This window comes from Agrococcus sp. ARC_14, assembly GCF_022436485.1.
Classification (GTDB): Bacteria; Actinomycetota; Actinomycetes; order Actinomycetales; family Microbacteriaceae; genus Agrococcus.
The window spans coordinates 858444-882682 of sequence record NZ_JAKUDO010000001.1 but is presented as its reverse complement, the minus strand read 5'-3'; the positions used below and the strand labels follow the sequence as shown (position 1 = coordinate 882682).

The following is a 24239-nucleotide window of genomic DNA, read 5'->3' as shown; positions in this document are numbered from 1 at the left end:
TCTTCACATGAACGCGGCCGTGCGTGCCGTCTGGCGCGCGAGCGTCACGGCGCCGAGCACCTCGGCACGAGGTCCCAGCGAGGCGCCGACGATCTGCGTCGAGGTCGCGAGGGGGTGCAGCGCGAAGCGGCGGAAGCCGTCGCGCACGGGGTGCAGCAGCAGGTCGCCGACCTCGGCGAGCGGCCCGCCGACCACCACCACCGAGGGCGCAAGGATGTTGCATGCGTTGGCGATGGTGCGCCCGATCGCGACACCGGCATCCGCCACCACGCGCCGGGTGGCGGGGTCGCCATCGATGGCTTGGTGCACGATGTCGCTGGTCGTGACGGGCCTGCCGAAGGCGGCGGAGAGCGACTGTGCCATGACCCGCACGGAGGCCAGCGTCTCGAGGCAGCCACGGCTGCCGCACACGCACAGCGTGCCGTTCGGGTCCACCTGCACGTGGCCCAGCTCGCCCGCGATCCCGAAGGAGCCGCGATGCAGCTTGCCGCCGATCACGAGACCGCTGCCGATGCCGGTGCCGATCTTCACGAAGATGAGGTCGTCGACGTCGCTGTACGGCCCGAATGCGCGCTCGGCAATCGCCCCCAGGTCGGAGTCGTTGGCGACCTCCACGGCCATCCCGAAGGCCTCGCCGATGCGATCGCGCGTCACGCCGTCCCACTCCGGCAGGATCGAGTGGCCCAGGATCGTGCCGGTGCGCAGATCGATCGGGCACGGCACGCCCACGCAGATCGCCGCGACGTTCTTGCGGGACACGTCCGCCTCGCGCAGCAGCCGATCCAGCAGCTCTGCGGCGACCGCGAGGCTCTCCTCGGCCCGATGCCCGACAGGCAGCACCACCTCGTCCTCGACGAGCACGATCGGATCGTCGGCCGCGACGGCGATGCGCACGTGCTGCCTGCCGAAGTCGATGCCGACGACCGTCGGCCCCTCGGCGCGCTCGAGCGTCACGAGGCTCGCGCGCCTGCCCTGGTGCACGGTGGGCTCCGTCGAGACGGAGCCGCGCTCCCGCAGGTCGCGCACGATGTTCGACACGGTCGCGTGCGCGAGGCCCGTGCGCTCGGCGATCTCGGACTGCGTGGCCGGCGCTCCCCGCAGCGCCTGCACGATGCGCGCCTCGTTCGCGGCGCGCAGAGCGCCCTGAGATCCGGGGCTGCGTCGCTGTGCCATTGAGCCATGGTGGCGAGAGTCGGGCTTGCTGTCAAGAAATGAACACAGAAGTCGCCTGTCTGGTGATCAGTTGGCGCCCGCGCGCCTCAGCTCACCGCCTGCTGGGCGAAGAGCGTCGCGTAGGTGCCCTCCTGCTCGAGCAGTTGGGCGTGGGTGCCGCGCTCGACGATGCGCCCGGCGTCGATGACGAAGATCACGTCCGCGTCGCGGATGGTCGAGAGCCGGTGGGCGATCGCCAGCGTCGTGCGCCCACGCGCCGCCTCGTCGAGCGCCGCCTGCACGACGCGCTCGGAGACGGTGTCGAGCGCGCTGGTGGCCTCGTCGAGCACGAGGACCGCAGGGTCCTTGAGCAGCACGCGGGCGATGGCGATGCGCTGCTTCTCGCCGCCGGAGAGCCGGTAGCCCCGCTCGCCGACGATGGTGTCGTAGCCGTCGGGGAAGCGGTGGATCGTGTCGTAGATGCTGGCCGCCCGCGCGGCGGCGTCGAGCTCTGCGTCGGTCGCATCCGGCTTGGCGTAGCGCAGGTTCTCGGCGATGGATGCGTGGAACAGATAGGGCTCCTGGCTCACGATGCCGATGTGGTCGGTGAGCGCGGACGGGTCGATCTCGCGCACGTCGACGCCCGCGAAGCGCACCGCTCCCCCCGTGACCTCGTGGAGGCGCGGGAGCAGGTAGCCGATGGTCGTCTTGCCGGCACCGGACGGCCCGACGAAGGCGGCGAAGGTGCCGGGCTCGAGCGTGAACGAGACGCCGTCGAGCGTGTTCGGCTCGCTCTCGCGCGCATCCGGGTAGCGGAACTCCACGGCGTCGAACTCGACCTCGCCGAGACGCGATGCGTCCACCGGCACAGGGTCTGCGGCCGGCACGATCGTGGGCTTGAGGTCGAGGTACTCGAAGATGCGGGCGAATAGCGCCGACGAGGTCTGCAGGTCGAGCGCGACGCGCAGCAGGCCCATGAGCGGCATCAGAAGGCGCGACTGCACCGTCGTGAAGGCGACGAGCGTGCCCGCCGTGACCCCCACATCCCCACCCGTGATCAGGAAGCCGGCGATCACGTAGATCACGGCCGGCAGGATCGAGATGAAGATCGAGACGATCGCGAAGAAGGTCTGCCCGCTCATCGTCAGGCGCACCTGCAGACCGATCTGGCGGTCGTTCTCGCTGCGGTACCTGCGCGACTCGTCGGTCTGGCGACCGAACGCCTTGGCGAGCAGGATGCCGGAGACCGACAGCGACTCCTGCGTGATGGCGGTCATCTCGCTGAGCGACTCCTGCGTCTGCGTCGCGATGCGGGCGCGCACCTGGCCGACGCGGCGCTGCAGGATGATCAGCAGCGGTGTCAGCAGCACGGCGGCGATCGTGAGCTCCCACGACAGGATCAGCATCGTCACCAGGCTCGAGAGCACCGTGACGGTGTTGCCGACCACCGACGAGACCGTGTTGGAGAGCACGTTCGCGACGCCGCCGACGTCGTTCTGCAGGCGCGACTGGATGACGCCGGTCTTCGTGCGGGTGAAGAACGCCAGCTCCATGCCCTGCAACCGGTCGAAGAGGCTGTTGCGCAGTTCGCCCATGACGCGGTTGCCCACCTTGGAGGTGAGCCAGGTCTGCCAGATGCCCAGCAGGCTCGTGGAGACCCACAGCACCACCATGATGCCGACCAGGGTCCACAGCAGGCGCAGATCAGGGCCGCCCTCTGGCGGGAAGAGCGCCTCGTCGAACACGCGCTGCGTCAGCAGCGGCGGAAAGACCGAGATGGCCGCGACCACCACCACGAGCACGATCGTGAGGATGATCGCGTTGCGGTGGGGCTTGAAGAGGCCGAGGATGCGCTTGCCCAGGTCGGGCACGCGGGGTGCGGTCGCGTTCGCCTCGCGCTGGGCGGACTCGTCGCGCATCCCGACTCGCCCACCGCGGCCACCCATGCCCATGCTCATGGGGCAACCGTAGCGCCGCGTGCGAGCATGGCACCGTGAGCGAGCCGGAGCCCTTCCTGATGCCGACGATCCCCGTGCGGCAGTGGCTCGATGCCGAGGGCAGGCCGATCGCGTACGGACAGCGCTGGAGCATGAGCGGTCCGCCGGCATCGGCGTACTCGGGGACGTCGAACACCGAGCGCTACGCGCCGCTGCACGCGATCGCGGTCGTGTTCGGCTCTGACGCCTGGGTGCCCCGCCAGCGCTGACGGGCGCTGAGGCTGGGCGGTGCGGCGACCCGCATCGTGCTCGGCGTCGCACTCGTCGCAACGACCCACCGCGACAACCGCGACTCGGCTGCACTGTGCGCGCGAGCCGGCGCTCTCGCGGGGCTTTCGGGCGTTGCGCCGGCCGCTCAGCAGCGGCGGCGGGCGGCGAGCAGCGCGCGGTGGTGCTCGAGGCGCTCGTGGCCGCACGGCTCACCGTGGCCGGGCACGAGCAGCGGCTGCGCGTGGGCTGCCAGGCGGTCGAGGGCGCGCAGCCATCCGGGCACGTCGGTCGAGTCGTCGAGCTGCGCGTCGTCGGCGGTCTCGACCAGGTCGCCGGCGACGGTGACCCCGGCCCCTGGCACGTGCACGACCAGGTCACCGCCGGTGTGGGCGCTGCCGATCGGCTCGAGCGCCACCTCCAGCGCGCCGACGCGCAGGCGGTGCGGACTCTCCACCGGCGTCGTCGGGGCGACGATCGGCAGCGCCCGCAGGGCATCCGCCGTCTCGTCGCTCGCGAAGCCGAGCACGGCGTCGCGCTGCTGCTCTCCGTGCGCCGCGAGCTCGGCGATGACGGCGGGATGCGCGTACGACGCCACATCGGCGAAGGTCGAGAGCGCGAAGCAGTGGTCCCAGTGCGCGTGCGTGATGACGACGCCGATGACGCGATCGCCTCGCAGCTCGATCGCTGCCCGCAGCTCGGCGGCGCGCTCGGGCAGCGTGCCGGGATCGACGACGAGCGCCTCTCCCCCATCGGCGATCACCACGGCGTTCATGGCTGCCTCGGGCATCACCCAGCGGTCGACGCCCGACGCGACCGGCAGGAGCACCGCCGCTGCCTCCCTGCGCGCAGCGGCCTCAGACACCCAGTCGCCTGCCCTGCTGCTCGAGCGCCACCCGCAGGATCCGCACCGCCTTCGGCCCGACGCCGTGCAGGGCCAGCAGCGCTGCCTCGCCCATCGCGGCGACCTGCTCGAGCGTCGTGACGCCGATCGCCAGCAGCGCGCTGGTGGCGGGACGGCCGATCTTGGGCAGGTCGCCGATCTGCTCCGGGGTGTCGCGGGTGCTCATGGCCACCAGCGTGCCATGCCGGAAGGGCCGCGCCTCCGAGGAATCCGGCCCGGCCCTGGTGCTCGCCAGGCGCGTTCTGCGAGGCTCGAGGCGTGACACGACCGCCTGCCCGCTGGGCCACCTGGGGACTGCTCGGATCCTGGACGCTGCACGACCTCGAGGAGGCCCTCACCATGTCGGCGTGGACGCACCGCGTGGCCGACGACCTCGACCGCCGCGGGCTCGCGGTCGTCGGCCAGGCCGTGCGTCGCTCGCGTGCAGAGGTGTGGACGGCGATCGGCCTCGTCGGTGTGCCGTTCGCCCTTGCCGCCGCGGCAGGCGCGCGCACTGCGGGCCGCAGCGCGCTCTACCAGGGCGCCCTGCTCGGCTACGGCTTGCACGCCATCTCGCACATCGGCGGCACCATCGCGTCGCGCTCCTACACACCCGGCGTGGCCACCTCCCCCGTGCTCGTCGCGGGCTTCTCGATCGCTGCCGCCGCCGAGCTGTTCGAGCGGCGGGTGCCCATGCATCCGGCCGCGACCGCCGTCGCGATGGTGCTCGGCGCCTGGGTGCCGGCATCGCACGTCATCGCCCGCAGGGCCCTGCGCCGCATCCGCGTTCGGCACTGACCGACAGGGAATGACGAAGGGCCGCACCCTCTCGGATGCGGCCCCTCATGTTCACGAGAGCGTGATTACTTGATCACGACCGTCGCGCCGGCCTCTTCGAGGTCAGCCTTGGCCTTCTCGGCGTCTTCCTTCTTCGCGCCCTCGAGCACGTTGGCGGGAGCACCGTCGACGAGAGCCTTGGCCTCGCCGAGACCGAGGGACGTCAGCGAACGGACGACCTTGATGACCTGGATCTTCGCCGAGCCGGCAGCCTCGAGGACGACGTCGAACTCCGTCTGCTCCTCGACCTCCTCAGCAGCAGCACCGCCGGCGGCGGGGGCCGCAGCGACCGCGGCGGGGGCCGCAGCGGTGACCTCGAAGGTCTCCTCGAATGCCTTCACGAACTCGCTGAGCTCGATGAGCGTGAGCTCCTTGAACTGCTCGAGCAGCTCGTCAGTCGACAGCTTTGCCATCGTCATCTCCTTGTTTCTAGTACTGACCGTGGCCTATTCGGCCGCGGACTCCTGCTTGACCCGCAGTGCCTCGACCGTGCGAACGGCCTGGGCGAGCGGTGCGTTGAACATGTAGGCAGCGCCGAACAGCGAGGCCTTGAAGGCACCTGCCAGCTTGGCCAGCAGCACCTCCCGAGACTCGAGGTCGGCGAGCTTGTTGACGTCGTCGGCCGTGAGCGGGTTCCCGTCGAAGAAACCGTTCTTGACCACGAGCGCCGGGTTCGCCTTGGCGAAGGCACGCAGCTCCTTCGCGACGGCGACAGGGTCGCCGTGCACGAATGCGATCGCAGACGGGCCGGCAAGCGACTCGTCGAACGCCGAGATGCCGGCGTTGTTGGCTGCGATCTTGGTGAGCGTGTTCTTCACCACGGCGTACGTTGCGTGCTCACTGATCGCACGGCGCAGCGTCTTCAGCTGGCCGACGGTGAGACCGCGGTACTCGGTCAGCAGAACGGCGTTCGAGGTCTCGAAGAGGTTCGAGAGCTCGGCGACCGCAGCTTCCTTGTTCGCCATGGTGCTCCTTGCATCGTTGCCGGCTTCCCTGGCTCACACATGAAAAAGAGCTCCGGCGCATGCGCTGGAGCTCGGTCCTCGACGGGACATTCGCACCTGCGCGGGCCTTCGCTCTCACGAGCAAGCCTTCGGTTGTCGCGCACCTTTCGAGCACGCGCCAACGACCAGCGGTCTTTGGTATGTCGCAAGACTACGGCACGACGGATGCGCGGCGCAAGCTCGCGCGCTGGAGCTGCGCGCCCCGCGCGACCATGAGGCTCGCCCCCAGCACCAGCGCGGCCACCGCCCACACTGCAGGCAGGCTGCCGAAGACCAGCACGGCGAGCACGCCGGCGGCCCCGAAGAGATAGGCAGCGACCATCCCCGCTGCGCGCGGCGCCGCGCCCTCGACGGTCGCTGCGATGCGGGCAGCGAGCGCTCCGGTCTCGAGCACGCCCGCCATGCGCACGACCGCGATCGTGGCCACGCCGACGGCCAGCAGCCACAGCGGACGCGACTGCCACCAGGCGTCGCTGAGCGGTTCGGGCAGCAGCGCCGGGCTGACCAGGCTGGCCCCCGCGAGCCCGATCAGCACCAGCATGTGCCAGGAGTAGATCGTCATGGCGCGCGCGTTGATCGCTCCAACGGCCCTCGCGACGACGCGCGCACCGGCGATGCGGCGCAGGCGGTCGCGCACCATCACCATCGCCGCGGCCTGCGCGACGCCCAGCAGCACCAGCACGACCGACGGCGGGTTGAGCGCCTGGAAGAGGTCGGGCGTCGAGAGCCCCGCCGCGCACACCGCGATGGCCAGCGCCAGCGCTCCGGCACCGAGCCGCAGCAGCACGGCGCGCGACCACCGATCGACGCTGCCGTCGGCGATCCAGAACCCCAGCTGCTGCGCGCTGAGCCAGACGAGCAGCAGATTCGCGAAGCCGATCGCGTCGACCCCCGTCGCTGCCCGCAGCACGTCGATGCCCAGTGCGGCCCCCGCGAGGGCGAGCGTCGTCCGCACCCGGACGACCTCGTGCATCCGCACCATCACCGGCACGAGCAGCGTGCACAGCAGGTAGACGCCCATGAACCACAGCGGCTGGCTGAGGCGGAAGCCGGCCTCGCCGACGAGCTCCGCCGGCACCCCGGCGGCCACCAGCGCGGCGAGCGAGAGCGCCGTGACGGCGACGGCACCGATGACGGGAGGCAGCAGTCGGCGCAGCCGCGTCGCCAGGTAGTCGGCGGCGGTGCGGTCGCGAGCGCGCATGCCCGTCCACTGCCGGTGCGCCGAGAAGCCGCCCAGCACGAAGAACAGCGGCATCACCTGCACGACCCAGCTCGCGAGCGGGAAGCCCTCCCAGCGATCCATCGCGTTCTCGATCACCGGGGCGCCGTCGACGACGCTGACGCCGACCATCATCGCGTGCAGACCCACGACCACGAGCAGGCAGAGCGCTCGCACGAGGTCGACGGATGCGTCCCTGCGGCCGCGCGAGACCGCATCCGCTCTGGTCGTGGTCGTCGCCCGCTCCAGCATCGTGGTCATCTCGTCGTCTCCGCTCCTGCCCGCGCCTCGGGCTCGATGCAGGGATCGTCGCGGGGAGCGCAGGGCGACGGCATCGCCCGCGAGTGTCGAGCCGCATGACCCTCGAGTAGGGGTGCGGTGCACCCTGCAGGGTGATGCCGCGAGCGCCGGCTGGCCGTAGCGTCGCAGCATGGATGTCATGCGGATGGTGCGAGCGGGTGAGGCGCGGTCGCTGTCGGTCGCCGAGTGGATCGTCTGGCCGGCGCTCGCGATCGTGCTCGCGACCCTCAGCGTCTCGCTGCACGCCTCGGTGCATCTGGTCGCGCTGCCGATCGCCTTCGTGCTCGGCCTGCTGCAGGGCGGCAGCGTGCTGCTCGCGGCGATCGTGCCGTGGGCGGGCGCGCTCGCGCAGCTCGCCGCGATCCTCGGCATCGCCCTCTCGACGACGCCGGCGGCTGGGCCGTGGCCGATCACGGTGATCGGCATGATCACGCTCACCGCCGTGCTGATCGTGGTGGCGCTGCGCTCTGCATGGCAGCTGGGCATGGCCACCTGGGCGGCGGCACTCGTGACGACCGGTGCCATCGGGCTGGTCGCCGAGCTCGTGCTCGGGGCTGGCAGCGGCTGGAGCGTGAACCTCGTCATCGCGGGCGGCGTCAGCGGCTTGGCGCTGGCCGTCGTCGTCATCGCGCGGCAGCTGCGGCGCGCTCGGCGGGAGGTCGCGGAGGCGCGGGAGGAGACGGATGCGGAGCGCGCGCAGGTGCTCTGGGCGCAGGAGCGCGCACGCATCGCGCGCGAGATGCACGATGTCGTCGCGCACAGCATGTCGCTCGTGCACATGCGCGCCACCTCGGCGGCCTACCGGCTCGACGCGCTCGACGAGGCCGCGACCGCGGAGTTCGGGCTGATCGCCGACGACGCCCGCGCCGCCATGCAGGAGATGCGCGGGCTGCTGCGGGTGCTGCGCGACCCCGACGACGTGCTCACGGCGCCGCAGCCCGGCCTCGAGCGGCTCGACGCGCTCGTCGCCTCCGCCCGCTCGGCGGGTGCGACCGTCGAGCTGCGCGTCGAGCCGATCGAGCCCTCGCCGTCGCGAGCGACGCAGCTGGTGCTGTTCCGCGTCGCGCAGGAGTCGGTGAGCAACGCCCTGCGCCACGCGCCGCACGCGCCGATCGAGATCTCGCTGCGGCAGGATGGAGCCGACATCGCGCTGCGTGTGCGCAACGACCTGGTCGACGGTGCCGCGCGCGAGGGCGGGCGCATCGACGGCCACGGCGTCCGCGGCATGCGTGAACGGGTCGCCTCCGTGGGCGGCACGGTCGAGATCGGCGCGGCGGAGATCGGCACGGACGGACAGGAAGGCTTCATCGTGGACGCGAGGATCCCCGCACGCCCGGCCGCCGGCGGTGAGCGCGCATGACGATCCGAGTGCTGGTCGTCGACGACCAGGAGATGTTCCGGCTCGGGCTCGCCTCGATCCTCGCGGCACAGCCCGACATCGTCGTCGCCGGGGAGGCCTCCGATGGGCGCGAGGCAGTCGCGCGGGTGCGTTCGCTGCAGCCGGATGTCGTGCTCATGGACGTGCGGATGCCCGAGCTCAACGGCATCGAGGCGACCAGCGCGATCCTCGCCGACGAGATCTCCGGCCATCGGCCGCGCATCGTGATGCTGACGACCTTCGACGTCGACGACTACATCTTCGCCGCGCTGCGAGCCGGGGCGAGCGGCTTCCTGCTGAAGGACGCCTCGCCGGCAGAGCTGGTCGCCGCGGTGCGAGCGGTGCACGCAGGCGACAGCCTGCTCTCCCCCGGCGTGACACGCTCGCTGATCGCCGAGTACGTCTCCGCCGCGCCCCGCAGGCGAGCCCCAGACCCCCGGCTCAACGCGCTCACCGACCGCGAGCGCGAGGTGCTCGTGCTCGTCGCGCAGGGGCTCTCGAACGCCGAGATCTCAGGCGGGCTGTTCATCTCGGAGCAGACGACGAAGAGCCACGTGAGCCGCATCTTCACGAAGCTCGGGCTGCGCGACCGCGCGCAGGCGGTCGTGTACGCCTACGAGTCGGGTCTCATCACCGCCGGCGACACGCGACGCGGCTAGCTCACGACGGGGGCGCCGACGCCGACGGCGGCACCGGCACCGAGCCGTCGACCGCTCCGGCCTCCGCGGCGCCGTCGACCGCTGCGACCTCGCCATCCGGCGTCGGCCACAGCGGCAGCCGCACGGTGAAGGCAGTGCGACCCGGCTCGCTCTCCAGGCTGATCGAGCCGTGGTGGGCATCGACCAGCGCCTGCACGATCGCGAGCCCCAGGCCAGAGGAGCCGGTCGCGCGCGAGCGGCTCGAATCGCCGCGCGCGAAGCGCTCGAAGACGGTGTGCAGCAGGGCCTCGGGGATGCCGGGGCCCGCGTCGACGATCTCGACGACCGCGTCGTCGCCTTCGGAGCGCAGCCGCACGTCGATCGTGGTGCCGTCGGGCGTGTGCACACGGGCGTTCGCGAGCAGGTTCGCGACGATCTGCTGCAGCCGCAGCTGGTCTCCTCCGACGACGACGGGCTCCTCTGGCAGCTCGAGCGAGATCGGATGCTCGCGGCCGGCGGCCTGCGCGTCGGCGACGGCCTCGACGACCATGAGCGAGAGGTCGACCTCGCCGCGCACGAGCTCGCGGCCCTCGTCGAGCCTGGCGAGCAGCAGCAGGTCGTCGACGAGCGCCTGCATGCGGTGCGCGGCCGCCTCGATGCGCTCGAGCGAAGCGCGGGTGTCCTCGCTCAGCTCCTCGTCGTGCTTGCGGGTGATCTCGGCGTAGCCGCGCACGGCGGCGAGCGGCGTGCGCAGCTCGTGCGACGCATCGGCGACGAACTGCCGCACGCGTCGCTCGCTGAGCGCGCGCGCGTCGAAGGCCTCCTCGATGTGCTTGAGCATCCGGTTCATCGACTCCTGCACACGGCCGACCTCGCTCGCCGGCTCCTCGATACGCACCCGGTTGGTCAGCTGCGCGTCTCCGGAGGCGAGCGGCAGCTGCGAGATGCGCTCGGTCGTCGCGATGACGGAGGTGAGTGGTCGCAGCGCGCGTCGGATGATCCAGTCGCCCAGCAGCAGCACGATCGTGACGGCGGCGATGGCGGAGACGGCGATGACGAACCCGAGCGCGGCGAGCGTCTGGTTCGTGTCGGACAGGGACATGCCCACGATCACGCGGACATCGCCCACCTGGTGGGCGATGACCCGGTAGGAGCCGTAGGTCGGCAATGACACGGTCGTCACAGCATCCGTCTGCGCCTCCATCACGGCCTGCTGATCACCTGACGACAGTCCGAGCTTCTGTCCGAGGCGGTTGAGCACGAAGTTCGTGCCGAGCCCGTCGCCCGACTGGATCGCGAACATCGCTCCCGCCGCGCTGTTGGGGTCGACGAGCGCCTCCCCGTTGCGGTCGACGTCGATGGCGGTGCGACTGGCGAGCTCGACGAGCTGCTCGTCGACGCGCGTCTCGAGCACCACGCGCATCGTCATGACGCTCGCGATCGCGACGGCCGCGGTGAGCAGCGCGAACAGCGCCACCACCACGACCAGAAGCCGCCGTCGCAACGACCACGACGACGGATTCTGGATGCGTCGGCCCAGCTGGGCGGCGGACGCCGCTGCCTGGGTCACGCTCGGAGGCTCCTGCCGATCACTCTGCGGCGCGCAGCTGGTAGCCGACGCCGCGGACGGTGTGGATCATGGCCGGCCCGAGCGTGTCGATCTTCTTGCGCAGGTAGGAGATGTAGAGCTCGACGACGCTCGCGCGGCCGCCGAAGTCGTAGGACCACACGCGGTCGAGGATCTGCGCCTTCGAGAGCACGCGGCGCGGGTTGCGCATGAGGTAGCGCAGCAGCTCGAACTCCGTGGCGGTGAGGTCGACCTGCTGACCGCCTCGGCGCACCTCGTAGGAATCCTCGTCCATCATCAGGTCGCCGACCCAGAGTACGCTCGACTCCTCGGCGGCGGTCGCGGTGCGGCGGATCAGGCCACGGAGTCGCGCGACGACCTCCTCGAGGCCGAATGGCTTGGTGACGTAGTCGTCGCCGCCGGCGGTGAGGCCTGCGACGCGGTCGTCGAGCGAGTCCTTCGCGGTGAGGAAGAGCACCGGCACGTCGAAGCCGGCGGAGCGGAGCCGCTGGAGGACGGTGAGCCCGTCGATGTCGGGGAGCATGATGTCGAGCACGAGGGCGTCGGGGCGGAACTCGCGCACGGCCTGCAGCGCCTGCTGGCCGTTGGCGGCGGTCTTCACATCCCACCCCTCGTACTTGAGTCCCATGGCGACGAGGTCGGCGAGGCTCTGCTCGTCGTCGACGACGACCACGCGGATGGGCGAGCCGTCCTGGCGGGTGAGGCGGGGCTGGGCTCGCAGCTGCTGCTGAGCGGTATCGGTCATGCCATCCATTTCGCCAGAGTCTCCTATGTGTGCGTCCGAATCCAGGCTATGCGCTTCCTGTGCGTCTGCTTTCAGCGCTGAGCGAACGGAACCGAGCGCTCAGGCGGGAGTGCGCGTGAAGCTGCCGGTCTCGAGCCAGTGGCGGATGCGCTGCACCGAGGTGCGCAGGTAGTCGGCGGCCTGCGCGCGCAGGTCGGCGGTGTTGCTGGCGAGCAAGGCGTTCGCGAGCAGCAGCTGCCGCGACGCCACGATGGTCTCGAAGTCGGTGTGCGCGACCTCCGGCAGCGGCGCGAGCTCTGCATAGCCAGCGCGCATCGCGGCCTCGAGCGCCGGATCCTCCCCGCGCAGGTAGAAGGCGGAGATCGCGAGATCCAGCGCCGGCAGCCCGAGGCCGGCGTCGTCGAAGTCGAACACCGCGAGCCGCCCTTCGTGCCACTTGAGGTTGCCGCCGTGCAGGTCGGCGTGCAGCGGCCGCAACCGGGCGTCGGAGAAGAGCCGCTCGAAGACCTCGTCGGCGCGAGCCCGCGCCTCGTCGAGCACCGCGCGATCGCCCGCACTCAGCCCGGGTGCGGCCGCCAGCAGATCCTCGTCGCCGAACAGCGGCTCGTCGAACCGCGGCAGCGAGCCGCCCGCCGGCAGCGCCCAGCCATCGGCCTGCGCGTGCAGCGTGGCCATCGTGCGCCCGAGCGCCCGTGCCGACACGATGTCGAGCACGTCGGCGTCGTCGCCGTCGAGCCAGCCGGCGATCGTCACGAGCAGCGAGCGGCCGAGCTCGGGGGCAGCGACCTCCACGCACCAGCGCCCGTCGGGCGTGCGCAGCGGCTCCGGCACGCGCACCTCGGTCTGCTCGCCGATGGCGGCGATCCACGCCTGCTGCGCGATCGCGTGCTCGACGGTGCTGTGCGAGTTCGTGCCGAGGCGCAGCGCGAAGCGCCGGCCATCCGGCTGCTCGAGCTCGAAGGTCGTGTTGTAGGCGTGCAGCAGCACCTCGAGCCGCGCGACGTCGAGCCCGAACGCCTCGGCGGCGCGCATCGCGACGGGTCGCAGCGCCTCGACCTGCTCGGCCTCGGTCAGGTCGTCGTATCCGCTCGCCATTGCGACATCCCATCATGTGACTCGCCCGCGCTGCGCAGGCGAGCCGGGCCCGCCGCGTCGGTGCGGCGTGGGACGATGGCTGAATGGACGCGCAGCTCGACATCTTCGGCGATCTCGCCGAGGTGATCGAGCCCGAGGGCGACGGCACCGCGGTGCCGAGCACCGCATCCGCGACCCGCATCGTCATCGCCGCGCACGTGCATCGCATCGTCGCCCACTCGAGCAATCGCGTGGCGTGGCTTCGCGCCCGCTCGCAGGGCGTGACCGCCACCGACGCGGCGAAGCTCTCGACGCCGCGCTCGATCGAGACCGTCGCGCGCGAGAAGTTCAGCCTGCGCGGCTTCACCGGCAACGCCTTCACCGATCACGGGCGTGCGCGAGAGCCGCACATCGCCAGCTGGGTGCACGACCACTTCTCGCTCTCGCCCTCTGATGCGCTGTTCCACTCGGTGCCGGAGCGCCGTCACCTCGCGACGCCCGACTGCATCAGCGACGACGGCACCGTGCTCGCCGAGATCAAGACGACCTCGAAGCCGTTCGACCGCATCCCGAAGTCGTACCTTCGGCAGATCTGGTGGCAGCAGTACGTGCTGGGCGCCGAGCGCACGCTCTTCGTCTGGGAGCAGCACCAGGAGTTCGTGCCCGTCGGCCCGCCCAAGCACCACTGGGTCGAGCGCGACGAGGATGAGATCGCCGCGCTCGTCGACCGCGCCGACCGGCTGCTCGAGCTGCTGCGCCGCTGATGCTGCTGGCCATCCACGGGCTCGGATCAGACTCGAGCGCCATGCGTGGCTACCTGGCCGGCGCCGTGCCTGCAGGCGTGCAGGTGCTCGCCCCCGACCTGCGCGCGCACGGCGCGAGCCCGCTCATCGGCGAGCCCGACGACTTCTCGCTCGAGGCCTTGGCCGGCGAGGTGGCCGACGAGCTCGTGCGCGTCGGCGACGGCTCGCCCGTGTCGATCGTGGGGGTCTCGCTCGGCGCAGCGCTCGCCACGATCATCGCCCGCTCAGGTCGCTTCCCGATCGACCGCGTCGCACTCGTGCGCCCGGCGTTCACGCCCCAGCCGCTGCCGCCGAACCTCGCGATCTTCCCGCTCCTCGGGCGACTGCTGGGCGAGCACCGGCAGCAGCGGGCGCTCGACCACCTGCGCGCATCGGGCGCATGGCGCGCCATCGCGCACGAGTCGCCCGCGCATGCCCGCGCGATCGAGGCTCAGGTGACCCAGCCCGGCGCGGTCGAGCGACGCATCCGCCTCACCGAGATTCCCCGCAACGCCGCCTACGTGCCCGGCGAGCTGCGGATCGCTGCACCGACGGTGGTGCTGGCGAGCCCCCGCGATCCCGTGCATCCGCTGCACATCGCCGAGGCGTGGCGTGACGAGCTGGGATGCCGGATGCTCGTCTCACCCGCGCGGGACGACGGCGAGGAGGCGATGCTGCGGTGGTTCCAGCAGCAGCTGGGGAGCTTCCTGGTCGGCAGCTGAGCCCGCTCACCGTGCGGTGATCAAGGTCGAGGAGCGCCGCACGCAGCGCGACGCGTGGCGAGACCCAGCGGGGCACTCAGCGGAGCGTCGAGCCGACCGGCACGCGCGCGCGGCTCGGCTCGGCTGCCACCGCGCGGTCGGGCAGCGCGTGCACGACGACCATCGCGATCATCCACAGGACGCCGATCCCGGCCGCGACGTACTCGAGGGTCGAGCCGAGGTCGGTGTTGCCGCGGGCGAGCGAGATGATGCCGCCCGTCGCGGCGATGATGCCGACAGCGAGACCGCCCGCGATCGACAGGCGCGCCACCCAGCGGTCGCGCGCGGTGGCGAACTGCAGCATCGCGAGGCAGCCGGCTGCGAAGCCGAGCACGGCGGCAACGATGTGCACCCAGTCGCGCCACTGCGCCTCGGATGTGAGCAGCGACGGGCAGCCCGCAGAGCAGGGCACTGCCGCCGCGACCAGGAACAGCGCGCCCGCGAGGACGAGCGCGGCGGCGGGCGCCCAGCGGCGCAGCACGGGCAGCCGTGTGCGCACGTCGCGCAGCACGACCGCGACCAGCAGGATGCCGGCGATCACGAGCACGAATCCCAGCTGGAACTGCGCAGCGGTCGGCATCGTGAGCGCGCCGAGCTCCGAGATGTAGAGGAAGATGCCGAGCGATGCGCGCGCCTGTCCGATGACGACCGCACCCGCGACCAGGCACGCGGTCGCGAGCGCGGCGACGACGATGTCGAGGATGGCGACGCCATCGAGCCTGGGGCGGTGGAGCACACGTGCACTGTAGCCGCGCGTCGCTGGGCGTCACGCGTCGTCATCCGGACATCTGGCCGTCACACGCGTGCGCTACCGTCGAAGAGACCCAGGAGGAAGTGCGATGCGTGCAGTGCTGGTTCGGGATTTCGGCCCGACCGATGGTGTCGAGATCGGTGAGATCGAGGCGCCGATGAAGCTCGGCACCGAGGTCATCGTCGATGTCCATGCGGCAGGCATGAACCCGATCGACTTCAAGACGGTGACCGGCAAGGGCGCAGCGAAGGCTGTCGAGCCGCTGCTGCCCTGGGTCCCGGGCGGCGACGTCGCCGGCATCGTCGCGGCGGCTCCCTACGAGGCACACGACCTGCAGCCGGGCGACGCCGTCTACGGCATCGCGAATCATTGGCGCACCCGCGGTTCGTTCGCGGAGCAGGTGGCCGTGCCCAGCCTCGCGCTGGCGCCCAAGCCCGAATCGCTCAGCTTCGAGGAAGCCGCGGCCGTGCCCTGCGCTGCGCTCACCGCCTGGGACGCCGTCGTGCGCGTCGCCAAGGCCCGCGCGGGGCAGCGCATCCTGATCCACGCCGGCGCTGGCGGCGTCGGCCACTTCGCGGTGCAGTTCGCCAAGTACTTCGGCGCGCAGGTCGCCACGACCGTCTCAGAGCGCAACGTCGACTTCGTGCGCTCGCTGGGCGCCGACGAGGTCGTCGACTACGGCAAGGATCGGTTCGAGGATGTGCTGCAGAAGGTCGACGTGGTCGTCGACCTGATCGGCAACGTGGCAGACGACACCGGCACCCGCTCGCTCGACGTGCTCAAGCACGGCGGCCTCTACCTCAACGTGCCCACCGGCTCCTGGCCGGACTACGCATCCGTCGCCGCCGAGCGCGGCCTGCGCGCGTCGGCGATAAAGGTCGAGTCAGACGGCTCGAACCTCGGAATCATTGCTCGGCTCATCGACGCTGGCGACGTGCGCGTTGAAGTGCAGAAGGTCTACCAGCTCGGGCAGGTGCACGACGCGTTCGCGACGCTGCAGGGCGGCCACGTGCGCGGCAAGCTCGTGCTGAAGGTGCGCTGAGTCGGCGAAGTCGCGCTCGGCAGGGCAGGATGGTCGCATGAGCGACGCGAAGAAGCCGCTGCTGGAGGTCTCCGGCCTCAAGATCGAGTTCACCACCCAGGACGGAGTGGTGACCGCGGTCCATGAGGCGAGCCTGTCGATCGGCGAGGGCGAGACCATCGCGATCGTGGGAGAGTCGGGCTCCGGCAAGTCCACGACCGCGATGGCGGTGATCGGCCTGCTGTCCGGCAATGGACGGGTGGAGGCGGGCAGCATCCGCTTTGCCGGCGAGGAGCTGGTGGGCGCGAGCGAGTCGAAGCTGCGCACGATCCGCGGTCGTCGCATCGGCCTCGTGCCGCAGGATCCGATGTCGAACCTCAACCCGGTCGCGAAGATCGGCACGCAGGTCGCCGAGACGCTGCTGGCGCACGGCCTCGCCACGCGCAAGGACGTCGACCAGAAGGTCATCGAGACGCTGGAGGCCGCCGGCCTGCCCGACGCCGCGGCGCGCGCGAAGCAGTATCCGCACGAGTTCTCCGGCGGCATGCGGCAGCGCGCGCTCATCGCCATCGGCCTCGCCTGCCGGCCGCAGCTGCTCATCGCCGACGAGCCGACGAGCGCGCTCGACGTCACGGTGCAGCGCACCATCCTCGACCAGCTCGAGACGATGACGAAGGAGCTCGGCACCTCGGTGCTGCTCATCACGCACGACCTCGGCCTCGCCGCGGAGCGCGCGAAGCACGTCGTCGTCATGCATCGCGGCCGCGTCGTGGAGCAGGGCCCCGCGAAGCAGATCCTCGAGAACCCCCAGCACCCCTACACGCAGTCGCTCGTCAAGGCGGCGCCGTCCGTGGCGATGGCCCGCATGCGCCCTGCCGACTTCTCGGTGAAGGCCGTGGGTGCGGATGCCTCGGAGACGGATCCGTCGGCTCTGGCCGCGTCGGCGAAGCCCGACACGATCATCGAGTTCGAGCACGTCTCCAAGGAGTTCCCCGTGCGGGGCAGCCGCGAGCCGTTCAAGGCCGTGGACGATGTCTCGCTGTCGGTGCCGCGCGGCACGACCGTCTCGATCGTGGGAGAGTCGGGCTCGGGCAAGACCACCACCGCGCGCATGCTGCTCAAGGCCTTCGCTCCGACGAGCGGCACCATCCGGTTCGAGGGCAAGGATGTCTTCTCGCTCTCGCGAGAGGAGCAGCGAGAGTTCCGGCAGAGGGTGCAGCCGGTGTTCCAGGACCCCTATTCGTCGCTCAACCCGATGTTCACGATCGAGAAGATCATCGAGGAGCCGCTGTCGTTCTATGGCAAGGGCTCGCGCTCGGAGCGCCAGAAGCGCGTGCTCGAGCTGCTCGACCAGGTGGCGCTGCCGAGCACCATGGCCCGGCGCTACCCCTCGGAGCTCTCCGGCGGCCAGCGCCAGCGCATCGCGATCGCCAGGGCGCTCGCGCTCAAGCCCGACGTGATCGTCTGCGACGAACCGGTCTCGGCGCTCGACGTGCTCGTGCAGGATCAGATCCTGCGGCTGCTGGGCGACCTGCAGCGCGAGCTGGGCTTGAGCTACCTGTTCATCTCGCATGACCTCGCGGTGGTGCGGCTCATCAGCGACGAGGTCGCCGTGATGCAGCACGGCAAGCTCGTCGAGGCGGCGACCTCTGAGGAGATCTTCACCAACCCGCGCCACCCCTACACGCGCGCGCTGCTCGCGTCGATCCCAGGCAACGAGCTGAAGATCGCGAGCTGACCCTTCGCCCTACCGCTTCCGCGTGCGCGGGTCCATCGCCTCGCGCAGCGACTCGCCGAGCAGCGTGAAGCCCAGCGCCGTGATCATGATGCAGATGCCGGGCAGGAACGCCAGCGATGGCGCGATCGCGAGCTCCGCCTGCGCGTAGGTGAGCATGCGGCCCCACTCCGCTGTCTCAGGTCGCCCGCCGCCGAGGCCGAGGAACGAGAGCGCCGCGGCATCGATGACGGCCGTCGCGAGCGTCAGGGTCGCCTGCACGATCACCGGGCCGACCGAGTTGGGCAGCAGGTGCGTCATGGTGATGCGACCGGTGCCGAGGCCGAGCGTGCGCGCGGCGAGCACGTAGTCGGAGCCGCGCTGGCCCAGCATGGACGATCGCAGCAGGCGCGCGAAGATCGGCACCTGCGCGACACCGATGGCGATCATGATCGCGAGCGGGGTGCGGCCCAGGATCGCGGCGATCGAGACGGCGAGCAGCAGGTGCGGCACCGAGAGCAGGATGTCGACCACCCGCATGATGACGGTGTCGACCCATCCGCCGAAGGCACCGGCGAGGGCGCCGAGCACCATGCCGCCCAGGAGGCCGAAGAACGTCGACACGACGCCGATCATGAGCGATGCCTGCGCGCCCCAGATGAGCTTCGAGACCACGTCGCCGCCGAAGCGGTCGACGCCGAGCGGGAACTCCGGCACCTCGCCGATCCCGGGCAGCGAGGTCGGGCGCAGGTGCTCGCGGCCGGGGGTCTCGAGCTCGGCGTACGGCGCGAGCAGGGGCGCGAGGATCGAGACCAGGATGAACAGCAGCACGATGACTGCTCCGACCCAGGCCGCAGGGTTCTTGCGCACGCGGCGGAGCACATCGCCCCAGAAGCTGCCGCTGTGACGCGGCGCCCCCGCGGGGCCGGGCTCCGGCCCCGATGCGGCCGGGAGGACGTCTGCGGCGCTCACTGGATCCTCACTCTCGGGTCGATGAAGCTGTAGGAGACATCGACGATCAGGTTGATGAGTGCGTATGCGATGGCGATGAAGAGCACGAAGCCCTGCAGCACCGGGAAGTCTCTGGCGAAGATGGCGTTCGCCAGGAAGGCGCCGATGCCCGGGAAGGCGAACACGGTCTCGGTGAGCACCGCGCCGGAGATCAGTAGGCCTGCCTGGAGACCGATGGTGGTGACGACCGGCAGCATCGCATTCCGCAGCACGAACCGGTTGCGGATGATCTGCTTCGAGACGCCCTTCGCGCGGCCGGTGCGCACGTAGTCGGCGTTGACGACCTCGAGCACGGATGCGCGGGTGATGCGCACGATGATCGCGAGCGGGATGGTCGCGAGCGCCATCGCGGGCAGCAGCAGGTGCGTGAAGGCGTTGAACGCCGCGTCGAACTCACCCGTGAGCAGGCCGTCGAGCACGTAGAAGCCTGTCGCATGCGTGGCATCGATCGACCGATCCTGCCTGCCCGTCGTGGGGAGCCAGCCGAGCTGCACCGCGAACAGCCACTTGAGCATGAACGCGAGGAAGAACACCGGGATCGTGATGCCCAGCAGGCTCGCGCCGACCGAGAGGTGGTCGAACAGCTTGCCATGATTGCGCGCAGCCCAGTAGCCGAGCGGGATGCCGATGCCGACCGCGATGATGAGCGCGAGCACAGAGAGCTCGAGTGTGGCGGGGAAGCGGTTCGCGAACTCCTCGAGCACCGGCCTGCGGGTCTCGATCGAGTTGCCGAAGTCGCCCTGCGCGAGGCGGCCGAGCCAGGTGAGGTACTGCTCGGGCAGCGGACGGTTGAAGCCATATGCCTCGTTGATCCGCTCGATCGCCTCGGGTGTCGCGCGCTCGCCGAGCAGCGCGGCCGCTGGCCCGCCCGGCAGCGCCCGCACCCAGAAGAACAGCAGCACGGTCAGACCGAACAGGGTGGGGATCAGCAGCAGCAGGCGTCTGCCGATGGTTCGAAGCACGTGGTCTCTCCGTCGGGGGCGGGCTCAGATCGACCGGTCGGCGCTCATGATGCAAGCACCGGCCGGTCGTGCCGGATGCCGTGGGACGAACCCGCCCCACGGCATCCGGATGACCGATCGAGACTACTCGCTCAGCTCGATCAGGTTGTACACCTCGTCGTTGACGGGGCTCGCCGGGTAGTTCGTCACGCGCGGGCTGAACGCCAGCGACGGCGCCGGGTGTGCGAGCGGCACACCGGGCTGGAACTGTGCGATCTGCTCGTTGATCGCCTGGTAGGCCACAGCGGCCTCCTCCGGATCCGGGATCTGCCGCGCCTCGCCGAGCGCGTCGAACAGCTCCTGGTTGTCGAAGCCCCACTCGTTGCCCTGCGCACCGAAGAAGACGCCGACGAAGTTGTCGGTGTCGTTGTAGTCGCCGGTCCAGCCGAGCAGGTGGATGCCGTGGTCGGCGGTGCCCTGAATGCGGTCGAGGTAGTCGACCCACTCGTCTGCCACGGGGTTGACCGTGATGCCGACCTGCTCCAGCTGACCCGAGAGGGCCACGAAGATCTCCTCCGGGTTCGGCATGTACGGCCGCGAGATGTTCACCGGGTAGTTGAAGGTCAGCTCGAGGCCGTCCTCGTAGCCGGCCTCGGCCAGCAGCTCCTGCGCACGCTCGGGGTCGTAGTCGTAGGTCGTGACGTCTTCGTTGTAGCCGTTCACGACCGGCGGGATGAACTGCGTCGCCGCCTCCGTGCCCTCGGGCAGCACCTGGGTCACGAGCGCATCGCGGTCGATCGCGTGGGCGATGGCCTCGCGCACGAGCGGGTCCTGCAGCTCTTCGACGGTCTGGTTGAAGCCGAGGTAGAGCACCGTGAACGGGTCGCGCTGCATGACGTTGAAGCCGGCCTCGTCGAGGGCGGCGGTGTCGGCGGGAGCGACGAGGTCGTAGCCGTCGATCTCGCCGGCCTCGAGCGCCTGACGGCGTGCGGTCGGGTCGTCGATGACGCGGAAGACGACCTCCTGCACCTGGCCCTGCTCGCCCCAGTAGTCGGGGTAGGCCTGCAGCACCACTTCGCTGCCCGGGTTCCAGGATTCGAACGTGAACGGACCGGTGCCGGTCGGGTGCGCCTCGGCGTACTCGCTGTACTCCGGTGCCTCCTCGGAGCCGCCGACGTCATCCGCACCGAACTCCTCCATCGCGGCCGGGCTCTGCATCGCGAACGACGGCAGCGAGAGCGAGGCGATGAAGCCCGAGAACGGGCGGGTCAGGTTGATGGTCGCGGTCAGCTCGTCGTCGGCGGAGCACGACTCGTAGAGCGCGTTCTCGTCGCCGGCGAAGCCGCCGAAGAGCGAGCCGTAGTAGTACGACAGGCTCTCGGTCGCGGCGATCCCGGTCCAGTTGTACCAGCGCTCGAAGTTCGTGCAGACGGCCTCCGCGTTGAACTCGGTGCCATCGTGGAACGTGACGTCGGCCTTCAGGTTGAAGGTCGTCGACAGGCCGTCCTCGGTGGTCTCCCAGGTCTCGGCGAGCAGCGGAGCCGCCTCTGCCGTGCCGGGCTCGACGCCGATGAGGCCCTCGAAGATGTTGCGCGAGATGCGGAACGACTCGCCGTCGTTGGCGAACGCGGGGTCGAGGCCCGAGGGGTCCGACGATCCTGCGAACACGAACGTGGAGTTGACATCGCTCGGTGCGGCGGAGTCGCCGCCCTCGTCGTCGCGCTGGCTCTGGACGCAACCGGTGAGCACGAGCGTCATGGCTGCGCCACCGGCGAGGCCCACGAGGAGGCGTCGCTTTGCGGATGGGATCACGGTGCTGGACCTTTCCTGAAGGGACTGTTCGCACGCGTCCGCGCTCAGCGCCGAGCGTGCGTGTGCTCCAACCTAGCCCGCGCACAGCGCAAACATCGTGTCCAGACAGTCACAATCGCGCAACGACCCTGCTCTCCGCGCGCATGCGCCTCGTCCTTCGGGACGAGATGGAGGCGGATGCCGTGCACCGGTAGGAAGCGGCGGCCTAGCCTGTGCGCATGACACTCACGCGTCTCACCGGGCTTGCCGCAACGTGGTGGCCAGCGCTGATCGCCGTGATCGTGCTGCTGGCCAACACGATCACGTGGCGGTTCACCGGCCCGCTCGACTTGATCGCGCTCGTCGCCATCTGCGGAGTGCTGAGCATCTCGGTCGCCTTCCCGCGCATCGCGTTCGCCGCAGGAGCTGCTGCGACGCTGCTTGCTGCTGGTTCGCACCCTTCGATCGGCGTCTTCATGCTCTACGGCGCGCTGGGTATCGCCTGCATCATCACTTGGTGCATCGGGCCGCTGCGCACCCGCGCCCTGCTGGGCATCCCGGTCGGCGCCCTCGCCGCCATCGCCCTGGCGACGCAGACGACAGTGCAAGAGGCGACCGGCTATGGCGGGCTCACCAACAACGAAGGCCTGCTCGCATGGGTGCTGTGCATGCTGGTCTGGGCCGCAGCGCTCGGGATCCGCGCCCTCGCCGACGCGCTGCGCGCCGAGCAGGCGAGGGAGACCGCCGTCGCCCGCACCACCGTCGTCGAGTCGGAGCTGCGCGACGAGCGGCTGCGCGCCGACCTCACGCACGACTTCCACGACGTGATGGCGCACTCGCTCGCTGTGCTCGCCGCCCAGGCCGAGGGGCTGCGCCTGAGCCACCACGCGCATCCGGAGCGCATCGACCCCGTGCTCACCACCATCAGCGACACCGCGCGGCTCGCGCTCGTGGAGGTGCGGCAGCTGCTCGAGCGCGTCGACGACGACGCCCGCCGTCCGCAGCCGACCAGCGCCGACATCCCCGGCCTCGTCGCGCAGATGCGCTCCACCGGGCCCACCGTCACCATGCTCGACGTGGGCGCCCACGGGCATCTCTCTCGGTTGGGCGACATCGCCGCCTACCGCATCGTGCAGGAGAGTCTCACGAACGCGCTCCGCCACGGCGGCAGCGACAGCGACATCCTCGTGAGCCTGACCTGGACGGGGCCGGGCCTGACCTTCGTGGTCTCCTCCCCCATCCCCGACCGCGCAGCCTTGAAGCCCGCCGGTCGCGGCATCGCCGGCATGCACGAGCGCGCCAGGCTCGCCGGAGGCACCGTCGAGATCGATGCGGACGGCGACCGCTTCGTGGTGAGCGCCCACCTGCCCTATGAGCCGGTGAGCGACGCCCCCACCGCGCCGCTCACCGAGGAGCAGCTCTTCACGCTCCCCGTGCCGCGGCAGCAGCGGCCTGAGGATGTCGTTGCGCCATGGATCGTCGAGGCGACGAGGCTGCACAGGCTGCGACACCCCGAGCAGGCTCAGCACCAGTCGGGGCAGCACCCGACGAAGCCGCTGCCCGAGAACTGGTCGGAGGCGACCGCCGTCGATCTGACGCCCGCGCCCCTGCCGGACGGCCGCATCCCGAACCCCGCCGGCCCGAACGCTGCGCCGCGGCCGACCGACGGCAGGCCGCTGGGCCCGGAGCGGGCGTGATCCGGCTGCTGCTGGTCGACGACCAGGAGCTCTTCCTGCAGGGGATCTCGATGATCCTCGAGAGCCAGGACGGCATCGAGGTGGTCGGCACCGCGCTCGACGGCGAGCAGGCGATCGCGCGCACCCGCGAGCTGCAGCCCGACGTCGTGCTCATGGACATCCGCATGCCGGTGCTCGACGGCGTCAGCGCCACCGCGGCGATCCGGCGCGAGTCGCCGGAACCGCCGCCGCACGTGATCGTCCTCACCACCATCCGCCAGGACAAGGCGGTGGTGGATGCGCTGCGCGCCGGAGCGAGCGGGTTCCTGCTCAAGGACGCCAGGCCCGAGTTCCTCGTGCAGTCGATCCGGGCGGTGGTCGACGGCCAGCAGGTGATCGCGCCGGCGGAGACGTTCGACCTGCTGCGGGCGTTCGCACCCGTGCGGCCCGCCCCGGACGCGTCGATCCTCGCCGGCCTCACCGCGCGGGAGCGCGAGCTGTTCGCGCTCGCCGCTCGCGGCATGTCGAACGCCGAGATGGCGAAGCAGCTGTGGGTGGCGGAGACCACCGTGAAGACGCACATGCGCGCGATCCTCACGAAGCTGGGCGTCGCGAGCCGTGTGCAGCTGATCGCGCTGGCCTACGAGCATCGGCTGATCGAGGTGTGAGCCCGTTCGCCGTGCCGTAGGTCGAGGAGGCCGCGGGCGTCGCTCGCAGCCGTCACGAGACCGAAGTGGAGCGCAGCACGCTGCTCCGATCTCGTGACGCG

Annotated in this window: 24 protein-coding genes; 10 read left to right on the top strand and 14 right to left on the bottom strand. The window is 70.8% G+C overall.

Going from position 1 to position 24239, the window contains the following annotated elements; translation table 11 throughout:
* Positions 1 to 3: 3 nt before the first annotated feature.
* Positions 4 to 1173 carry an ROK family transcriptional regulator gene (locus MKD51_RS04485; RefSeq protein ID WP_240238607.1) on the bottom strand — a complete coding sequence of 390 codons (1170 nt, stop codon included), beginning with the start codon at positions 1171 to 1173 and terminating at the stop codon, positions 4 to 6.
* Between the two features lie 86 nt (positions 1174 to 1259).
* Positions 1260 to 3110 (bottom strand): ABC transporter ATP-binding protein, encoded by a 1851-nt coding sequence (locus tag MKD51_RS04480; RefSeq protein WP_240238605.1) that lies wholly within the window; start codon positions 3108 to 3110, stop codon positions 1260 to 1262.
* Between the two features lie 35 nt (positions 3111 to 3145).
* On the opposite strand from MKD51_RS04480, the gene MKD51_RS16175 reads away from it, so the two are divergent.
* On the top strand, positions 3146 to 3358 hold the full coding sequence (locus MKD51_RS16175; protein WP_240238603.1) for a DUF6226 family protein: 213 nt from the start codon (positions 3146 to 3148) through the stop codon (positions 3356 to 3358).
* Positions 3359 to 3504: 146 nt separating this feature from the next.
* Here the strand turns inward: MKD51_RS16175 and MKD51_RS04470 are convergent, their stop codons facing one another.
* Positions 3505 to 4221, bottom strand: a complete 717-nt coding sequence (locus MKD51_RS04470) for an MBL fold metallo-hydrolase (protein WP_240238600.1) — start codon at positions 4219 to 4221, stop codon at positions 3505 to 3507.
* On the bottom strand, positions 4214 to 4426 hold the full coding sequence (locus MKD51_RS04465; protein ID WP_240238598.1) for a hypothetical protein: 213 nt from the start codon (positions 4424 to 4426) through the stop codon (positions 4214 to 4216). Before MKD51_RS04465 ends, MKD51_RS04470 begins: the two co-directional genes overlap by 8 nt.
* Before the next feature lie 92 nt (positions 4427 to 4518).
* On the opposite strand from MKD51_RS04465, the gene MKD51_RS04460 reads away from it, so the two are divergent.
* Positions 4519 to 5037 (top strand): HXXEE domain-containing protein, encoded by a 519-nt coding sequence (locus MKD51_RS04460; protein WP_240238596.1) that lies wholly within the window; start codon positions 4519 to 4521, stop codon positions 5035 to 5037.
* A 65-nt stretch (positions 5038 to 5102) separates the two neighbouring features.
* On the opposite strand, the gene rplL is transcribed toward MKD51_RS04460, so the two are convergent.
* The 3 genes from rplL to MKD51_RS04445 all read right to left on the bottom strand — a co-directional run bounded on the left by rplL (position 5103) and on the right by MKD51_RS04445 (position 7560).
* Entirely contained in the window at positions 5103 to 5489 is a 387-nt protein-coding gene (rplL, locus tag MKD51_RS04455) for a 50S ribosomal protein L7/L12 (RefSeq protein WP_240238594.1), read from the bottom strand.
* A 33-nt stretch (positions 5490 to 5522) separates the two neighbouring features.
* Positions 5523 to 6041 (bottom strand): 50S ribosomal protein L10, encoded by a 519-nt coding sequence (gene rplJ, locus MKD51_RS04450; RefSeq protein WP_240238592.1) that lies wholly within the window; start codon positions 6039 to 6041, stop codon positions 5523 to 5525.
* A gap of 190 nt (positions 6042 to 6231) precedes the next feature.
* A complete protein-coding gene (locus tag MKD51_RS04445; RefSeq protein WP_240238590.1) occupies positions 6232 to 7560 on the bottom strand; it encodes an acyltransferase in 1329 nt (442 codons plus the stop codon).
* A gap of 169 nt (positions 7561 to 7729) precedes the next feature.
* Here MKD51_RS04445 and MKD51_RS04440 point away from each other — a divergent pair, with 169 nt between their 5' ends.
* Together MKD51_RS04440 and MKD51_RS04435 are read left to right on the top strand one after the other, a co-directional pair.
* Positions 7730 to 8959: a histidine kinase gene (locus tag MKD51_RS04440; protein WP_240238588.1), complete on the top strand. Its 1230-nt coding sequence runs from the start codon at positions 7730 to 7732 to the stop codon at positions 8957 to 8959.
* Positions 8956 to 9636 (top strand): response regulator transcription factor, encoded by a 681-nt coding sequence (locus MKD51_RS04435; protein WP_240238587.1) that lies wholly within the window; start codon positions 8956 to 8958, stop codon positions 9634 to 9636. Before MKD51_RS04440 ends, MKD51_RS04435 begins: the two co-directional genes overlap by 4 nt.
* Before the next feature lies 1 nt (position 9637).
* Here the strand turns inward: MKD51_RS04435 and MKD51_RS04430 are convergent, their stop codons facing one another.
* From MKD51_RS04430 to MKD51_RS04420, 3 genes are all read right to left on the bottom strand, one after another.
* On the bottom strand, positions 9638 to 11185 hold the full coding sequence (locus tag MKD51_RS04430; protein ID WP_240238585.1) for a HAMP domain-containing sensor histidine kinase: 1548 nt from the start codon (positions 11183 to 11185) through the stop codon (positions 9638 to 9640).
* 19 nt (positions 11186 to 11204) lie between these two features.
* Positions 11205 to 11948: a response regulator transcription factor gene (locus tag MKD51_RS04425; RefSeq protein ID WP_240238583.1), complete on the bottom strand. Its 744-nt coding sequence runs from the start codon at positions 11946 to 11948 to the stop codon at positions 11205 to 11207.
* A gap of 99 nt (positions 11949 to 12047) precedes the next feature.
* Entirely contained in the window at positions 12048 to 13043 is a 996-nt protein-coding gene (locus MKD51_RS04420; RefSeq protein WP_240238581.1) for a phosphotransferase, read from the bottom strand.
* Between the two features lie 83 nt (positions 13044 to 13126).
* Between MKD51_RS04420 and MKD51_RS04415 the strand changes: the two genes are divergently transcribed.
* Together MKD51_RS04415 and MKD51_RS04410 are read left to right on the top strand one after the other, a co-directional pair.
* Positions 13127 to 13786, top strand: a complete 660-nt coding sequence (locus MKD51_RS04415) for a YqaJ viral recombinase family protein (RefSeq protein WP_240238579.1) — start codon at positions 13127 to 13129, stop codon at positions 13784 to 13786.
* On the top strand, positions 13786 to 14526 hold the full coding sequence (locus MKD51_RS04410) for an alpha/beta fold hydrolase (RefSeq protein WP_277603912.1): 741 nt from the start codon (positions 13786 to 13788) through the stop codon (positions 14524 to 14526). The genes MKD51_RS04415 and MKD51_RS04410 overlap by 1 nt, the downstream gene beginning before the upstream one ends.
* A gap of 76 nt (positions 14527 to 14602) precedes the next feature.
* Here MKD51_RS04410 and MKD51_RS04405 read toward each other — a convergent pair whose 3' ends face one another.
* On the bottom strand, positions 14603 to 15301 hold the full coding sequence (locus MKD51_RS04405; protein ID WP_240238575.1) for a DUF998 domain-containing protein: 699 nt from the start codon (positions 15299 to 15301) through the stop codon (positions 14603 to 14605).
* Between the two features lie 103 nt (positions 15302 to 15404).
* On the opposite strand from MKD51_RS04405, the gene MKD51_RS04400 reads away from it, so the two are divergent.
* On the top strand, positions 15405 to 16358 hold the full coding sequence (locus MKD51_RS04400) for an NADP-dependent oxidoreductase (RefSeq protein ID WP_240238573.1): 954 nt from the start codon (positions 15405 to 15407) through the stop codon (positions 16356 to 16358).
* 37 nt (positions 16359 to 16395) lie between these two features.
* Positions 16396 to 18075, top strand: a complete 1680-nt coding sequence (locus MKD51_RS04395) for an ABC transporter ATP-binding protein (protein WP_240238571.1) — start codon at positions 16396 to 16398, stop codon at positions 18073 to 18075.
* A 9-nt stretch (positions 18076 to 18084) separates the two neighbouring features.
* Here MKD51_RS04395 and MKD51_RS04390 read toward each other — a convergent pair whose 3' ends face one another.
* From MKD51_RS04390 to MKD51_RS04380, 3 genes are all read right to left on the bottom strand, one after another.
* Positions 18085 to 19023 carry an ABC transporter permease gene (locus MKD51_RS04390; RefSeq protein ID WP_240238569.1) on the bottom strand — a complete coding sequence of 313 codons (939 nt, stop codon included), beginning with the start codon at positions 19021 to 19023 and terminating at the stop codon, positions 18085 to 18087.
* Positions 19020 to 20024 (bottom strand): ABC transporter permease, encoded by a 1005-nt coding sequence (locus MKD51_RS04385; RefSeq protein WP_240238567.1) that lies wholly within the window; start codon positions 20022 to 20024, stop codon positions 19020 to 19022. The genes MKD51_RS04390 and MKD51_RS04385 overlap by 4 nt, the downstream gene beginning before the upstream one ends.
* Positions 20025 to 20147: 123 nt before the next feature.
* Positions 20148 to 21761 carry an ABC transporter substrate-binding protein gene (locus tag MKD51_RS04380; protein ID WP_240240821.1) on the bottom strand — a complete coding sequence of 538 codons (1614 nt, stop codon included), beginning with the start codon at positions 21759 to 21761 and terminating at the stop codon, positions 20148 to 20150.
* 272 nt (positions 21762 to 22033) lie between these two features.
* Here MKD51_RS04380 and MKD51_RS04375 point away from each other — a divergent pair, with 272 nt between their 5' ends.
* Entirely contained in the window at positions 22034 to 23491 is a 1458-nt protein-coding gene (locus MKD51_RS04375; protein WP_240238565.1) for a histidine kinase, read from the top strand.
* On the top strand, positions 23488 to 24138 hold the full coding sequence (locus MKD51_RS04370) for a response regulator transcription factor (protein ID WP_240238563.1): 651 nt from the start codon (positions 23488 to 23490) through the stop codon (positions 24136 to 24138). Before MKD51_RS04375 ends, MKD51_RS04370 begins: the two co-directional genes overlap by 4 nt.
* Positions 24139 to 24239: the final 101 nt, after the last annotated feature.

What these genes read in the sequence shown, in the direction of transcription:
- MKD51_RS04485 (WP_240238607.1), bottom strand. Translation starts at nt 1,173, where the DNA reads ATGGCACAGCGACGCAGCCCCGGATCTCAGGGCGCTCTGCGCGCCGCG.
- MKD51_RS04480 (WP_240238605.1), bottom strand. Translation starts at nt 3,110, where the DNA reads ATGAGCATGGGCATGGGTGGCCGCGGTGGGCGAGTCGGGATGCGCGAC.
- MKD51_RS04465 (WP_240238598.1), bottom strand. Translation starts at nt 4,426, where the DNA reads ATGAGCACCCGCGACACCCCGGAGCAGATCGGCGACCTGCCCAAGATC.
- rplL (WP_240238594.1), bottom strand. Translation starts at nt 5,489, where the DNA reads ATGGCAAAGCTGTCGACTGACGAGCTGCTCGAGCAGTTCAAGGAGCTC.
- rplJ (WP_240238592.1), bottom strand. Translation starts at nt 6,041, where the DNA reads ATGGCGAACAAGGAAGCTGCGGTCGCCGAGCTCTCGAACCTCTTCGAG.
- MKD51_RS04445 (WP_240238590.1), bottom strand. Translation starts at nt 7,560, where the DNA reads ATGACCACGATGCTGGAGCGGGCGACGACCACGACCAGAGCGGATGCG.
- MKD51_RS04440 (WP_240238588.1), top strand. Translation starts at nt 7,730, where the DNA reads ATGGATGTCATGCGGATGGTGCGAGCGGGTGAGGCGCGGTCGCTGTCG.
- MKD51_RS04435 (WP_240238587.1), top strand. Translation starts at nt 8,956, where the DNA reads ATGACGATCCGAGTGCTGGTCGTCGACGACCAGGAGATGTTCCGGCTC.
- MKD51_RS04425 (WP_240238583.1), bottom strand. Translation starts at nt 11,948, where the DNA reads ATGACCGATACCGCTCAGCAGCAGCTGCGAGCCCAGCCCCGCCTCACC.
- MKD51_RS04420 (WP_240238581.1), bottom strand. Translation starts at nt 13,043, where the DNA reads ATGGCGAGCGGATACGACGACCTGACCGAGGCCGAGCAGGTCGAGGCG.
- MKD51_RS04415 (WP_240238579.1), top strand. Translation starts at nt 13,127, where the DNA reads ATGGACGCGCAGCTCGACATCTTCGGCGATCTCGCCGAGGTGATCGAG.
- MKD51_RS04410 (WP_277603912.1), top strand. Translation starts at nt 13,786, where the DNA reads ATGCTGCTGGCCATCCACGGGCTCGGATCAGACTCGAGCGCCATGCGT.
- MKD51_RS04400 (WP_240238573.1), top strand. Translation starts at nt 15,405, where the DNA reads ATGCGTGCAGTGCTGGTTCGGGATTTCGGCCCGACCGATGGTGTCGAG.
- MKD51_RS04395 (WP_240238571.1), top strand. Translation starts at nt 16,396, where the DNA reads ATGAGCGACGCGAAGAAGCCGCTGCTGGAGGTCTCCGGCCTCAAGATC.
- MKD51_RS04380 (WP_240240821.1), bottom strand. Translation starts at nt 21,761, where the DNA reads ATGACGCTCGTGCTCACCGGTTGCGTCCAGAGCCAGCGCGACGACGAG.
- MKD51_RS04375 (WP_240238565.1), top strand. Translation starts at nt 22,034, where the DNA reads ATGACACTCACGCGTCTCACCGGGCTTGCCGCAACGTGGTGGCCAGCG.